Source organism: Lysinibacillus sp. S1 (assembly GCF_044986265.1).
GTDB lineage: Bacteria > Bacillota > Bacilli > Bacillales_A > Planococcaceae > Lysinibacillus > Lysinibacillus capsici.
On the sequence record NZ_CP173154.1, the window covers coordinates 780,314 to 795,046 of the forward strand.

Here is a 14,733-nt window from a genome sequence, read left to right on the forward strand (position 1 = left end):
TTTCGCTAAATAAAGCGCCCGATTGTAAAAAGGCCCAAAAATTACCATTCTCTTCATTACACTCTCTGAAAACCAAAAATATATTTCAATCATACGAACAGGCAACGAATATCTTACTTTTTGTTCTTTTGATATACAATAAAAGTAAGGCCATTTAATAGCAATGTAAAAATGAGAAGAACTGCTGTGGCTATCACGACTGCACGTGTCGTGTCCATGAGTGCCGTCCAATCCTCAATTTTTACTAAATGATAATTATAAAACATCTGAAAACTAATTGAAATAGCGCAGGCACTGATGCTGAGAACGGCAAGGATGCCCCAATTAGAATGTTCATGTTTTTTATTTCCCATTAGATAAATAACCGGAAGTATCCAAGCGATTATTCCTAGTAAGAGACTGCCAATATTAAGCCAACCAATCATAACGAATCCCTCTTTCTATTTGTATTGCCGTTTAACAATACTTAACGGTAAATTGTAGGAAAGGTTTCAAATAACTGTATTATTCAACAATATTGCCATTTAAAAGAAAAAGACACGTTGATAAATAAACGCGCCCAATTGCCGAAAACTATTATTCAATTAAAACTACCATTATAAACTTTATCTTTTCGCTTCATTTGTATATGCGTAAATATTTTCACTATTAATATACCAATTATTCCACCAAGTATATTACATAACAAGTAGATACCATCTACAGATCCAATGTTCCTAGGAACTAAACTAAACGACCCTAATAGTAGACGTAAAAGCTCTATACCTAAACAACACAATATCACTAGAAAAATGGCTTTATTTCTATTTTTAAAATGGAAAAGAACGCATAAAAATATCCCTAAAGGAAGTAATAATAAAAAATTATAAACTATAGCTGAATAGCTCCACAAATACATATTGAAGTGGATACTATCAAAAATTCCAAACCAATCATTAGCTGTAATAAAACTCCTACTTTTGTCTGCTGGATTTAGAGGTAAAAGTGTTATTCCCCCTACTTTAATTTGAAGTAAACATAGTAAATAGAAGAAAAAGCTATATAAAGTAACGCGTCTTTGATTAGGCTTGATTTCTTTTCTAAAGTAATCAAGAAATACATCTATAAAAATATAGACCAACAACACTAAAAATCCGAAAGGAACAATATTATATAGAACATAGTTTGTATGAAAGTAAACACCTCCCAAATTCTGTAACAACTATCATTTTACTTATTTTAACAATGTTAGTCAAAACCATTTTTCCATTTAGATGCTTTTAATGTCATATATAAAAAAACACCCCCATAGACCACCATATCTATAGGGGAAAAAACGGTACGATATTAGTATGAAGTTTAGTAGGTTACCTCGGAATCTTTTCGCTTCGGAGTAAGTGCAGTAAAAAGTGCAATTAAATCAGGTGGAATACTAAATAATAAAAATAGCCAGTTTGTCGTCAGGATCGAGATGATCGTGAATACAATAATGGACGTAATGAAGACGAATAGGCCCACCTACACACGCGAGGGCTGTAACGGGGCTGCGCTGGACATATTGATGGTCAAAATAATCCCAATGATTCCCCAACTCGCTACGTGTGTTAATAAAAGGATACCTAAAACCATAGCAGTGCTTAATTCAATTCCAAAATTGAGTAACGTAAAGAAAACATACAGCGCTCCTAATGTCACATACCATGAATAGGATCTCGCCTTTTGCCAAATATGATAGTACAGCTCGTCTAAACCTCTTTTTTTTCTAGCTTTCTGTCGCCCGAACCACCATCCAAGAAGTCCACCAATCACTCCCCCATACAATCCAATCATACCCCAGATATTAATCTCCATTATTCATTCTCCCCTCTTCAAATATAAACACTTCTTCAATTGTGCTATTGAACGCTTTGGAAATGTTGTAGGCAAGCTCTAAGGATGGATTGAATTTGCCTGATTCAATAGCAATGATCGATTGCCGTGAAACGCCAACTTGTTTCGACAATTCTTCCTGCGTAATCTTGTTCAATTTTCGTAATTCTCGAATTCTGTTTTTCATAATGCCTCCTTTATAAATGTAAAGCAAACTATACATTTAATGTTAAGTAAAGTTTACTTTACATCACTTCGTATGTCAAGCAAACTTTACAATTTGATTTTTAGTTAGATGATATGGCAATGTCGAGTAAAGAACAACAAAATTCTATTACTATGTACTATTTTCGGAAAATTTGATAAATTAATAGTAAGGAATGTTTTGAGCGTTACAAAAAGGAGGTTATTCAAATGAGTAAAAAAGAGCTCTTGCAAAATGGAGTCAATCAGGTTTTTTACGAAGAGGAATGGTACCCACCGTTATCAGAAGCATTAAAGAATCTCACTGCTGCGCAAGCTAGTTGGCAACCAGAAGGAAATGCTGCTAATACGATTTGGGAAAATGTAAACCATTTATTAATCTTTAAAGAGCGCTTACTTTCTCGCTTACATAAAGAGGAGACATTTGTTGCTCCACAAAATAATGATGAAACGTTTGTCCAAGGCGGTGCTCATGATGAAGATGCTTGGCAAGAAACAGTGAATCGAACCCTTCACGTACATGATGCCCTACAATCTTCATTAGCATCCTTGCAAGAAGAGGCATTAGATCAACCTAGTCCCGCTCTTCCAGTTTGGCAACAATATCTAAATATCCTTTTGCACGACGCTTACCATACAGGACAAATTGTTCAACTTCGTAAACTACAAGGTTCATGGCCTGCTAAGCGCTCCTACTTATAAACGATGATTCCAATTGGTGATTGAAAAGCAGATGCCCCCTCAAGTTAGAGACAAACTACTAACTATAGGGGGCATATCATTTAATTCGTTTTCATTATCCATCTTAACCTGTTTTTCTACCATAATCAGTGGAACATCACTAATGTCGAGAGTGGTTTTAGTAAGTTTACAAGTCTATCGGCTTACCACCTGTCACTCCATAAATCTGACCCGTGATATAACTTCCTTCATCCGAGGCCAAAAGAACATAAACGGGTGCAAGCTCTACTGGCTGTCCTGCACGGCCGAGGGGCGTATTTTGGCCAAACTCAGGAATCTCTCCTTCTAATTTCCCGTTATCTAGCTGAAGCGGCGTCCAAATCGGGCCAGGTGCAACACCATTGACACGAACACCTTTAGAAGCAAAGTACGAGGATAGGGATACCATAAAGTTGCTTATTGCACCTTTTGTCGCGGCATAATCCATTAAAGATGAGGATGGATCGAAAGATTGAACCGATGTGGTGGTGATAATTGCACTTCCTGGCTCCAAATGTTCTTCAGCAGCTTTTACGGTCTCGAACATGCTGATGATGTTTACTTTGAAAGTGTCTTGCACTTGTTTAATTGTTAAGTCACTTAGGGATGGCTGTGCGATCTGTTGCGCAGCATTTAATACAAGAATGTCCAATCCGCCAAAGGCTTCTACGGTTTTTGTAACAATCTCTGTCGCTGTGCCGTCTTCTCGCAAGTCATACGGTAGCAGTAATGCTTTTCTTCCTGCTTTTTCAATTAATTCTTTAACGACGTTGGCATCTTCCTCTTCACCAGGGAAGAATTGGATGGCTACATTGGCTCCTTCACGTGCATAGGCAATAGCGGCAGCACGGCCAATCCCAGAATCGCCTCCTGTAATTAAGGCATTGCGCCCTTCTAAACGATTGTATCCTTTATATGATTCTTCTCCGCAGTCAGGTTTGGGGATCATTCCATGCTGTAGCGCTGGCGTGTTCTGTTCCTGATTTGGGAATTTTTCGGTATGAAATTTTTTACGTGGATCGGTTAGATGTGGGTTTCCCATCAGCTATCATCTCCTATTTTGATTAATTAGTGACAAACACTTTGTGTGCTTACACTGTTACATTTTGTTGAATACCCTCTGAACATTTACTTTAAACAGCATCAGATTTCTTCCGCCCTTCCTACCAATGATGGAGTCATTTACATTTTCCTTACAAAAGAAAAAACACCCTATATAAGCGAGCAGACTAGTCCACTGTTGAAATGGATAGTTTGAACACTTACATTGAGTGTTTTAAGAACCTCTATAAAGTAGGTTATGAAAGATATTTAATAACGCTTTGTTTGTTTAAATTAACGCCTCAATTGCTTGAGCTACTTGCTCTTCTGTTAAATTGTGACGCACGATGTAGCGATTGCGCGCATGCTTTGTACATTCGATTGTACAGCCACCTAAATGCTTTGCTTCATTTTCTTCAGATGCGATGATTTGCTTGTTACATTCAGGATTTGCACAGTTAATGTAGCGTTCACAAGGTTCACCGTCATAGTGATCACGACCGACAATCACATGCTCTACTTGATTGATTGGCACCGTTAAACGCTCATCGAAAACGTACATTTGACCATCCCATAATTGACCTTTCGCCACAGGATCTTTTCCATATGTTGCTACACCACCATGTAATTGACCGACATTGCCAAAGCCTTCACGTTTCATCCAACCCGAAAACTTCTCACAACGAATACCACCCGTGCAATATGTTAAAACATTTTTCCCTTCGAATAGCTCACGGTTTGCACGGACCCATTCTGGTGTATCACGGAAATTTTTCACCTCTGGTCGAATCGCGCCACGAAAATGGCCGACATCGTATTCATACGTGTTACGCACATCTAATACTACTGTATTTTCATCTTGCATTTCAGCAAGGAATTGTTCTGGTGACAGGTAGCGACCTGTTAATTCATGTGGGTTGACGTCTTCTTCTAAGCCTAAGTTGACTAACTCAGGACGTGGGCGAACGTGCATTTTTTTGAATGCATGTCCTTCTGCCGCATCAATTTTAAAGACAATGCCTTCGAATAATGGGTCTGCTTGCATGTTTGCCATATATTGCTCTGTTTGCTCAATCGTCCCCGAAACAGTCCCGTTAATGCCCTCATTGGCTACTAAAATACGACCTTTTAAACCGATTTCTTTACACATTTCTAAGTGCGTTGCTGAAAACGTCTCTGGGTCTTCAATCTTCGTGTAATGGTAATATAATAAAACTCGATAATTCATTGTTTTCCACCTATCATTTCAATATTTGCAGGATATTCCTGATAGTGTCTTTTACGACCTATTAACCATAAAGGATAATCCGTTAATATGCTATCGGTAATTAGACTGAAATGAGTAGGAATAATTTTCCATATGCCGCTAGATAAAAAAAGACACATTCATTCGTTAAACAAATTTTATTTTTTTCTTCACCGCATTTTCTACTAAAGCATAGAGTAAACTCGCAATACCAAAAATAAGCATCGAATTGATAATACTTAAATTATATTCTTCTATAAATCGCGAATCATAAATGATTACGAAAGAAAAAGCCCCTATTGCCCCACCAAATAAAGTGAAGGTAACCACTTTGAACAGCCAATTTTTCATAAAACGACTCACAATAAATGTTAACGGTAAAAACGAAATCGGATAGAGAATAAAAGCAAAAGAGCCCATTAAGAACATATAACCAACGCCTAAATCATGAAATCCCGTCATATATTCTGATGTCCTGATTTTTCTTCCTTCTAAAACTTCTAAGCCAAATCCAGCTAAGGCAAACAGCACTATAAAAGGTATCCACATGATTAAACAATGATAGAAAGTTTTCATTCTTATCCTTCCCCTTATAAATTTTTACTGCTGGTACAATTCAACCTCTTAATAGATCAAACGAAAATCATGGAAGAAAGTTACAATGTTTCTCACCTGACAAAAGATCAAAAAAAAGCATATTTTAGGGATTGATACGCCTAAAATATGCACCTCTCATTTCTTTTCTTTAAAACACAATCCCAATAATGATGGCTGATAGAACACTTACAAGTGAGGCACCGTATAGCAATTTTAATCCAAAGCGTGCCACTACATTGCCTTGCTTTTCATTTAACCCTTTTACGGCACCTACAATGGTACCAATTGAGCCAAAGTTAGCAAAGGATATGAGGAATACAGAGACAATCGCTGCTGTACGCTCACTGAAGCTATCTTGGATTTTAACGAAGTCCAGCATGGCAACGAATTCATTTGCCACAAGCTTTGTCGCCATGATACTCCCTGCATTCACAGCTTCATGCCAAGGTACACCCATGACAAACGCAATTGGGGCAAAGACATAGCCTAGGAAACCTTGGAATGTGATACCGAAAATGCCATCAAACACACCATTAATGAGGGCAATTAACCCTACAAAGCCTACTAACATAACCCCGACGATGATGGCTACCTTAAAACCGTCCATAATGTATTCGCCTAGCATTTCAAAAAACGTTTGCTTTTCACCTTCTTGCACTTCGATTATATCTTCCTCCGCTTGTACTTCATACGGGTTAATGATTGAGGCCACGATAAAACCACCAAACAAGTTTAATATGAGAGCTGCCACTACATACTTTGGCTCTAGCATCGTCATATAAGAGCCCACAATGGACATCGATACCGTTGACATCGCAGAAGCACATAAGGTATAAAGCCGATGCTTTGGTAAAAAGCCGATTTGATTTTTCACTGAAATGAATACTTCATTTTGCCCTACGATTGCCGCTGCAACCGCATTATAGGATTCTAGTTTTCCCATGCCATTGATTTTACTTAATACGAAACCTATATATTTAATCATAAACGGTAGAATTTTATAATGTTGCAATATGCCGATGATGGCTGACATAAATACGATTGGCATTAAAACATAGAGGAAAAATGTATGTGCACCCTCATTCGCCATCCCACCAAATACAAAATTTGTGCCCTCATTGGCATATTCAAGTAGTTTTGCAAAGCTATCAGCAAATCCTTTAATTAAAAATTCCCCAATACCTGTTTTCAGTAATAGAAACCCTAAAACAAGCTGGATAACAATCATCACAATGATTGGGCGGTATTTAATCTTTTTCTTATTATTACTTGCAAGCCATGCTAAAAATAGCACGAGTAGTAGACCTACTATCGAAATAATATAATGCATGTTGTCCCCTCCGTAACGAACAATGTTTTCAAATGCTTTTTCTTCCCATCCCATGCAATCCCTTACGCATCGATGATTGTATGAAGAGCAATGTCCACCATATCAAAAAAGGATTTTTCACTTTCCTCGTGCGTTAAGCTTTCATTTGTTAATAGTTGACTACCTACCGTCAAAATAGACAATGCCTTTACCCCATATTTTGCGGCTAACGTATAGAGGGCGGTGCTTTCCATTTCTCACCCTAAAACACCCAATTCCATAAACTTATGAAGCCTGTCTAATGTTTCACGATAAAATTCATCTGAATTATAAATATTGMCAACAAACACATTGCCTTTTTTCCCTTGCGCTAGTTGAAACGCTTTCATTAATAAGGAAAAATCCGCAATTGGTGCGTAATTATTGCCGTAGAAAATTTTCTCCGTCAAATTGCTGTCTGAAGACACTGCTTGGGCTAGAATGATATCGCGGATTTGAATGTCCTGTTGCATCGCGCCACATGTGCCAATACGAATCAATTTTTTCACGCCATAATCGTTGACCAATTCAGTACCGTAAATACTCATCGATGGATTCCCCATGCCCGTCCCCTGCACGGAAATCGGTACACCTTTGAACGTTCCTGTATACCCATACATTCCTCTTACTTCGTTATAGCAATAGACATTCTCTAAAAAATGCTCTGCTACAAATCTTGCACGTAAAGGGTCTCCAGGCAGCAAGACACGCTCAGCTATTTCTCCCTTTTTTGCTCCTAAATGTCTACTCATTTTCATTCCTCCAAAAACTTGTCATTTATCTCCAATCCAATTAGGTAACTGTTTTCATTTACCAATAAAAATACCCACAGCCATTTCCAAAACTACTTCTTTTACAAGAAATCTGTTCAGAAACTACTATGAGTATAAGGTTTAATAATCCTGACAAACTAGACCAGATTGTTACGTTGTGTACGGGAAATAATTGACCAAATTACCGAAGTAATTCTTGACGAATATTATCTAAGTCCCTTTTGGTAGGAATCGTAGATATAATAACAACCGGCACTGTCGTTAAGGCAACGGGAAAATTACTTATGACAAAATCAATGTGATGCTGCTGTACCATCTCATCCGTTAATCCCTTCATAATAGAGGTATTAATAATCAGCTGGTCCCCAATTTCATTCTTGATTAAATTGGCGATATAATGGCGGATTGAAAATTCCTCTCCAATAACCAAGAAGGCTCGTTTACTTTTATAACGTAGCCCTGAACGAACAAGCAAGGTAAGCTTGGTTAAATGAAAGTCATTATACAGGATAGAAGGGTACGCTTTTTTCCATGTTTGCATACAGACCTGCATATCTTGGTAAATTTGCTGACATTCAATTTGAACATAGTTTGTTAAATTACTTTTTGAAATCATCAGCCATTCAGGGATGGCATTATCGATTAAAAGCTTGTCTAAAAACTCATATACCTCCAAGCTAAACCGCTCATTCATATGTAGATTAGGGTAAACCTTTGCCAATAAGGTGAACAACTGCTGCGCCATTTGATCAATTTCTTTATTTTTATATAATTCGATTTCCTTCATTGGCGTCATGTCTGATCCTTCATAATAATGATATTGGCTTAGACTAAATAGAGATTGCATAAAAAACAATTCACGCTTTGGTAATTCAATCGAAAATTTTTCTTCCAGTGCCTGTGCAAAGTCTTTTACTGGCAAATAGAACATTCCTCTTTCCCAGGCGTAATCATCCTCCGTAATTTTGACATAGTTCCCCTTTCGTACTCTTTCCAAGACAATCGCCACTAAAAAGGATAATTTCCTCTTGGAGTTAATAAAATAAACAATGCTTTGCTCATGCTCTATTTGCGTGATGCATTGATTGATAAAATCAAAGTCACTATTGGTAAATGGCCATCCTGTATACTCATAGGCATCACCATATAATTTCCAATAAAAGTAGCGGATATTCAATTCATTTCCCTTTACGGCGGGCGTCGAGTATGTAATGCGTAGCTTATACGGCTTCAAATCATGATTATTTAGTTGCGTAATCAACTTCTTCAACGAGGAGGTGCTCATAAACATCGCCTCTGCTAGCTCCTCCATCGAATAAGGTTGCCCATTGATAAACAATAAGTGCATGAAGCGATAGAAGATGGTTTGCCTGAACATGCTCGAAAGCACTTCACTAACGGTTGTACTTCGCCCATCTCGTTGTAGAAAAATTCCCTTTCCTCTAGATACGTCAATCGTCATTGTTGCTGGTAATTGCCGATTGATCTCTTCTACGAGCTTCCGTATGGTCTTATCTGAAATATGTAAGCTTTTTTCAACCTCCCCTAAAGTAAACCATCTTTGTTCAGAATCTAGTAACAGTAATAATTGACTAGCTAATTTGAATTCCTTATCCACGTTCTCACCCTATCCATCATTCACAAAAAGGAACATACACTGGTAGCTGTATGTCCCTTTTTGCGTTTATTTCATATACGTATTCAAAACTTTTTCGATGTCCGTATTAAGCTTGTTGATATCAACTGCTGGCACGGGCTGATTGACAAGCTGATATTTTTCTTTTAGTTTTAGGATTCTTTGGACACTTTCATTGATGCGTTCCTCTGTTATTTCCCCATTGCTGACGGCTACCTTCACCGCTTCTATAGCTGCTGTAATATTGGCATATTCATGAGCGATTAAAATAATATCACTACCAGCCTTGATTGAATCGACAGCTGCTTGCCCGATCGCATAATGATTCGTGATGGCCTTCATCGTCATATCATCAGTCATCACAACACCGTCAAAGCCCAGTTGCTTTCTTAGCGTACCCGTGATAATTTCCTTCGACATGGAGGAAGGATACTGGGGATCGATCTTTGGCAATAAAATATGTGCGACCATGACGACATCTGCACCATTGTTAATGGCCTCTTTAAATGGGACAAGCTCTAGCTGATTCAAATCGTTCAAGCTTTTTGTCACCTTTGGCAATTCTAAGTGGGAATCCACAGATGTGTCACCATGCCCAGGGAAATGCTTCACGACAGGAATAACCTGCTCCGACTCCAGACCCTTCATTGTTTGAATACCCAATTTGCTGACGATAGCTGGATCATTGGAAAACGAACGATCCCCGATAATTGGATTATTCGGATTGCTATTGACATCTAATACAGGCGCAAAGTCCAGATTGAAGCCAAATGCCTTTAATTGCTCCCCTAATAATTGGCCTACTTCAAATGAAAACTTGGATTGGTTAATGTCCCCAATTTTTCGGTTTGTTGGGAAATTTTTTAAAGCGCCTGGTAATCTGACTACTTTGCCACCCTCTTGGTCAGTGCCAAGGAAAAGTGGTAGCTGATTATTCGAATTGGCAGCCATTAAGTCATTCATCAATGTGACCGTTTGCTGGGGTGTTTCAAGATTATTGCCATAAAGAATTAAACCACCTACTTTAGCCTTTTGAATAAGGCTTATTGTCTCCTGCTGAAGCGTCGTACCTGAAACACCTGCAAACATCATTTGACCGATTTTCTCGTCCAATGTCATTTGTTCCACCGTATCTGGCGCTTGTGGCTTCAGTTCCGTATAGACCGAAATATGATGAACAGTAGGATTGGCATCACTGTCAATCGGTTTCGGTAAAATCCACTTTAATTGATAGCTGGCATTTACTTGGTAGACAAGAATAATTTGATCGGTTGAAGGATCCTGATAGTAACGAACTTCATCAGGTTCACCCAACTTATTTTTAATATCTGCTAAACGAATGCTTTTGATATTCTCTTTCGATGAACGGATATCGAAGGCCAGTGAACCTCGATAACCAATCGTCACATCCTCATAATCCTCATATTGTCCATTGGCGGATTCCGTGACCTGCTGCGGTTCTCCCCATTGCTCACGAACCGCTTGTTGTTCTGTATCTCCTGCTGCAAATGGCACATCAGGTACTTTTCCTTCTCGCGCGAATTGAGCAATATCCTGAATGAGGACCTCTATATTGTCTGAACCACCTTCCTGTTCGGACGCATCCTCTTGAACGGGCGTTGTCTCAGGATTTCTAGTCGGTAGTGTGACTGGCCTCACTTTCATGCCGATAAAAAAGGCTAGACCCATTAACATCAGCACAAGAACTAGCAGCACACCACGTCTTCTTTTATGCATGTAAAAACCTCCTTCACCAAGCCATTTGGCGACATCGAAACAAATCTATCAACTAACGTTATCATAACTGCCACCTGAATTCAAAGCTCACGCTGTGAACAGAATCGCAGCCTTCAATAGAAAATATTATCGTAAGCTAGCAAAAATGCAAAAGAAGATGTTAAAATATTCACATAAAGGGGGATATAACACATGGGGAAATTAAGTAAAAGAAATATACTGTGGATTGTGCCAATCGGTATCTTAGCGGTATTTTGGTACTTCTATGGTCCACAAAAGGATATTACAGACAATGAATATATTACATACGTAAAAAACTATTCCTATGAAAATAGCGCAAAAACTTTGGAGAGTGCCTTTGCCTCTGCCTGTGAAAATCCATATTGGGTCTATTTTGAAACACAAAAGGGACAGGATGTTGTAGAGTTTGAGGGTGATTGCACGGTGAACAATGAAGTAGCCAAGGTCAATGTACAGTTTCTGGTAGACAACGACATCACAAGTGTTCAATCAGGTGCAATGCTTGTCGATAGTAAAATGCAGGAAGAAGCAGACCGCGATGAATTTTTGCTAGCACTTGCTAAATAATCCCTTATAGTGATGCCATAAGAGTTTTCTCTGGGAAAGCGGATAAAATGTGCAAAGTAGTGGATAGCAATCCTAAAGTGATGGATAGAAAGTTAAAAGTGGCGGATAGATCCTGTGAATTGACGGATAGCTCTGAGAAAGCGGAGTAAGATTTTGATGCTGCAATCGAATAAAAATGGAGAGGTTTGATCCTCTCCAGAAGGTGGTTATTATTTTTTCTTGGCGATCCAAATTGTCCATCGATCCTTTTCAATGATGGAACCTTCAGTGGTGATCGCATTCCTTATATCCTCAAGAAGGGTCGATAATTGGTTGTCATTCAATTCATGCAATAGACTACGCCCCACTCTACCTTGTAAATCAGCCAATAATTGCTCCTTATTAGCATAGACCTGTCTCGTCTCCCATAGTTTGAGTCCACTAATTTCTTGAAAGCCTACTTCTTGTAAGCTTTCTGTCACCAACTGACTAGTGTGTCTGCGCTCTACTTCCTTTTGAATAAGCGAAGGAAAACTTTCAAAGAAATAGCCCCTTATATGATGAGCATCCCCTGGAAGTAAGCAATCCTCTGGGGTGCGATCCTGTACGATAAAATAACCGCCTTGCTGTAAAAGCCGAAATGCCTCTTGAAAGCATGCTTTGACATCTTGCATATGATGAATTAAGGCTCGTTCAAGCACGATATCAAAAGTATCCCCTGCAAGCCCTGTATTGAAAGCATTTCCTTGCACAAATGTGATTTGCGGATATGCTCGACAATTTTCTTTCGCTCCGTCTAGCATGGCTAGTGAAAAGTCTACACCTGTTACAGATGCCACCCCCATATCGACAAGTGCCTTGGCATAAATCCCTCCGCCACAGCCGATATCTACTGCCTTTCCCATACTATGAAAAGGAATATGTTTCGCTAACGCTGCCTTCCATGAGCTATCTGCCTGTCTAGTTGTATAAGACGTACGATGTTGCTGATTATGGAAATCAATCCCCATTCTCTTCACCCTCCCCTTTTATTTTAGTGTACTAGTAGATCACCCATAAGAAAAATCTATAATTATTATAAAAATACATAAGCTTACCTTATCAAACGAAAAACCCATGCTGGGATATGCATGGGTTGAGCTACCATTAACTATTTCTAGTAGGATGGGAGGACTTTAATATGGTCCGTTCAATTATTCTAATTTCGTTATTTAGTTTTGTAATCGCCGCTTCAATTTGTTGATAGCGCTCCATCCGCTTGACCTTCTCTGTTGGAAGGGAATCCTTTAAABCAGCCTGTCCCGCGTATAAGCTTGACAGTAAATCTAGCTTTTGAAAATAAGCTGTGCTATATTGCTCCATAACACCCAGCCCCTCATCTGTTACTTTTTTACACGAACTTATGAATTGTTGTTCATATAAGAACTATAACCGAAAAAAGCAGCCTCAAAACTCCATCTAAATTATTATTTATTATCCATTTCCAAGTAAATGATTATTCTATAAAAGCGCTAAAGCTATGTTATTCATCTTTTTTTAACAAAGAATAGATAAATGTATCATGTGCTTGTCCCTTTTGATACATATAGTCCCTCAATATGCCTTCCTGTTGGAATCCAAGCTGAATTAAAAGCTTGGAAGATGCCTCATTCTCTAAAAAAACAACGGCTCCAATCCGGTTTAAGTTCATATCCCCAAAACCATATGCAATTACTTTCTGCACAGCTTCTTTTGTATAACCCTGCCGCCAGTAATCAGGATGAATTTCATAGCCAATTTCTGCTCGTTGATGTGCCGCCGACCATAAATGGAAGCCAACTGTACCAATCACTTCACTCGAATCTTTTCGTTCAATTCCCCAACGAATCCCACGCTTTTCCTCAAAATTTTTAGCAAATTGCTTAATTAACTGCTCAGCCTGCTGTGTGTCAGCAAAAGGCTCCTGCCCATAATAGCGTGTTAAAGCCTCATTGGAAAAGCAACGAAAAATCGCAGGAACATCCTCCTCTGTGAGTTCTCTTAACCTAAGTCTTGCTGTTTCTAATTCTGGAAACATGCTGTTCCCCTCCTCTACCATCCATATCATTCTCTACTCTTCCTTCAAAATCCTTTTTTGACAATACAAACGTGCAAACCCCAGAGTAGGCTTGCACGTTTGATTACCCGAAAGCTTGTGCTGCTAGAGCATATAATGTTTGATTTCTTGGAGGTATTTTTTTGGCATTACGGATCATGACAGGTGGCGTGGCAGCCATCGTAAAACCACTTTGTTGTAAAATTGGACCAAGCTCCTTTTGAACAGATGGACAGTCGATACGTAATTTTCCCTGATAGCCCTTAGCCAATTCATTGATAATATGATGTGCTATTTCTTTACTTGGCGCGACGATTGGTCCTAAAAGTAGATAAATTGGCCCCGCGATCGTTAAGCCATAGCCAATCATTTGGTTGTCTTGATTTTTGACAACAACACAGCGCTGTGACTGCTGTATTCTTTTACGCAAAAAGATTCTTCTACTATCCCCAAAGGCTGCTGCGTCAAGTTTGGCCAGCTGTTCAAAATCCTGTTCTTGAAATTCTTTGATGGTGCCTAAAAAATCGGCTTTGCTGGTCGTCTCAACATATTTGTCTGCCAAATATTTATGTACATGCTCAGCAGTCGTGAAGCCCATTTTTTGATATAAAGGTTGTCCTTCTTTTGTAGCTACGAGCATAATCGCTGTTTCCGCTGAAACACTATCGATACAGGCTTGTGTAACGATTCTACCTAAGCCAAAACCTCTGCATTGCTCATGTACAATCACCATGCCAATGGAAGCTACATTTGTGTCGTAGGGAATAATGGCTGCACTGGAAACAATTTTTCCTTCCATATTTTTATGTCCAACTATTCTACCTGCTGCCATAATCGTTTCAATTTCGTAGGCATCGTAATCCCATCCAACGGAAGCTGATAGCTCGATTAATCCCTGAATATCACTAGAAGTAAATAAAGTTAGCTCAAAATTCAATTAGA

At 38.7% G+C, this 14,733-nt stretch carries 16 protein-coding genes and 1 pseudogene; 2 read left to right on the forward strand and 15 right to left on the reverse strand.

Annotated features, from left to right (window positions below; genetic code table 11):
* Positions 1-113: 113 nt before the first annotated feature.
* The 4 genes from ACHZEU_RS04205 to ACHZEU_RS04220 all read right to left on the reverse strand — a co-directional run bounded on the left by ACHZEU_RS04205 (position 114) and on the right by ACHZEU_RS04220 (position 2,035).
* Positions 114-425 (reverse strand): hypothetical protein, encoded by a 312-nt coding sequence (locus tag ACHZEU_RS04205; RefSeq protein ID WP_054548778.1) that lies wholly within the window; start codon positions 423-425, stop codon positions 114-116.
* Between the two features lie 155 nt (positions 426-580).
* Positions 581-1,126, reverse strand: coding sequence for a VanZ family protein (locus ACHZEU_RS04210; protein WP_404804568.1), 546 nt, complete (start codon positions 1,124-1,126; stop codon positions 581-583).
* 371 nt (positions 1,127-1,497) lie between these two features.
* Complete coding sequence (locus ACHZEU_RS04215) at positions 1,498-1,830, reverse strand: hypothetical protein (protein ID WP_404804070.1); 333 nt, start codon at positions 1,828-1,830, stop codon at positions 1,498-1,500.
* On the reverse strand, positions 1,820-2,035 hold the full coding sequence (locus ACHZEU_RS04220) for a helix-turn-helix transcriptional regulator (RefSeq protein WP_279494689.1): 216 nt from the start codon (positions 2,033-2,035) through the stop codon (positions 1,820-1,822). The genes ACHZEU_RS04215 and ACHZEU_RS04220 overlap by 11 nt, the downstream gene beginning before the upstream one ends.
* Positions 2,036-2,262: 227 nt before the next feature.
* On the opposite strand from ACHZEU_RS04220, the gene ACHZEU_RS04225 reads away from it, so the two are divergent.
* Entirely contained in the window at positions 2,263-2,754 is a 492-nt protein-coding gene (locus ACHZEU_RS04225) for a DinB family protein (protein ID WP_288580617.1), read from the forward strand.
* Positions 2,755-2,920: 166 nt separating this feature from the next.
* On the opposite strand, the gene ACHZEU_RS04230 is transcribed toward ACHZEU_RS04225, so the two are convergent.
* From ACHZEU_RS04230 to nagZ, 7 genes and pseudogenes are all read right to left on the reverse strand, one after another.
* The gene (locus tag ACHZEU_RS04230; RefSeq protein ID WP_054548781.1) at positions 2,921-3,814 is read right to left on the reverse strand and encodes an SDR family oxidoreductase; all 894 of its coding nucleotides are present in this window, start codon (positions 3,812-3,814) and stop codon (positions 2,921-2,923) included.
* A 288-nt stretch (positions 3,815-4,102) separates the two neighbouring features.
* The gene (locus ACHZEU_RS04235) at positions 4,103-5,041 is read right to left on the reverse strand and encodes a rhodanese-related sulfurtransferase (RefSeq protein WP_054548782.1); all 939 of its coding nucleotides are present in this window, start codon (positions 5,039-5,041) and stop codon (positions 4,103-4,105) included.
* A 165-nt stretch (positions 5,042-5,206) separates the two neighbouring features.
* Positions 5,207-5,635 carry a hypothetical protein gene (locus tag ACHZEU_RS04240; protein ID WP_305193769.1) on the reverse strand — a complete coding sequence of 143 codons (429 nt, stop codon included), beginning with the start codon at positions 5,633-5,635 and terminating at the stop codon, positions 5,207-5,209.
* Positions 5,636-5,804: 169 nt separating this feature from the next.
* On the reverse strand, positions 5,805-6,986 hold the full coding sequence (locus tag ACHZEU_RS04245) for a NupC/NupG family nucleoside CNT transporter (RefSeq protein ID WP_048390691.1): 1,182 nt from the start codon (positions 6,984-6,986) through the stop codon (positions 5,805-5,807).
* 62 nt (positions 6,987-7,048) lie between these two features.
* Positions 7,049-7,756, reverse strand: a pseudogene (deoD, locus tag ACHZEU_RS04250) (purine-nucleoside phosphorylase).
* 202 nt (positions 7,757-7,958) lie between these two features.
* Complete coding sequence (locus ACHZEU_RS04255) at positions 7,959-9,395, reverse strand: helix-turn-helix domain-containing protein (protein ID WP_305193770.1); 1,437 nt, start codon at positions 9,393-9,395, stop codon at positions 7,959-7,961.
* A 66-nt stretch (positions 9,396-9,461) separates the two neighbouring features.
* Complete coding sequence (gene nagZ, locus ACHZEU_RS04260) at positions 9,462-11,150, reverse strand: beta-N-acetylhexosaminidase (protein ID WP_279494682.1); 1,689 nt, start codon at positions 11,148-11,150, stop codon at positions 9,462-9,464.
* Between the two features lie 192 nt (positions 11,151-11,342).
* On the opposite strand from nagZ, the gene ACHZEU_RS04265 reads away from it, so the two are divergent.
* Positions 11,343-11,738, forward strand: a complete 396-nt coding sequence (locus ACHZEU_RS04265; RefSeq protein WP_048390581.1) for a hypothetical protein — start codon at positions 11,343-11,345, stop codon at positions 11,736-11,738.
* A gap of 209 nt (positions 11,739-11,947) precedes the next feature.
* Here ACHZEU_RS04265 and ACHZEU_RS04270 read toward each other — a convergent pair whose 3' ends face one another.
* From ACHZEU_RS04270 to ACHZEU_RS04285, 4 genes are all read right to left on the reverse strand, one after another.
* Positions 11,948-12,727, reverse strand: a complete 780-nt coding sequence (locus ACHZEU_RS04270; protein WP_279494681.1) for a class I SAM-dependent methyltransferase — start codon at positions 12,725-12,727, stop codon at positions 11,948-11,950.
* 136 nt (positions 12,728-12,863) lie between these two features.
* Positions 12,864-13,079, reverse strand: a complete 216-nt coding sequence (locus ACHZEU_RS04275) for a hypothetical protein (RefSeq protein WP_404804071.1) — start codon at positions 13,077-13,079, stop codon at positions 12,864-12,866.
* Positions 13,080-13,239: 160 nt separating this feature from the next.
* Positions 13,240-13,773 carry a GNAT family protein gene (locus ACHZEU_RS04280; protein WP_279494680.1) on the reverse strand — a complete coding sequence of 178 codons (534 nt, stop codon included), beginning with the start codon at positions 13,771-13,773 and terminating at the stop codon, positions 13,240-13,242.
* A 103-nt stretch (positions 13,774-13,876) separates the two neighbouring features.
* Positions 13,877-14,728 (reverse strand): GNAT family N-acetyltransferase, encoded by an 852-nt coding sequence (locus ACHZEU_RS04285; protein WP_279494679.1) that lies wholly within the window; start codon positions 14,726-14,728, stop codon positions 13,877-13,879.
* Positions 14,729-14,733 lie beyond the last annotated feature (5 nt).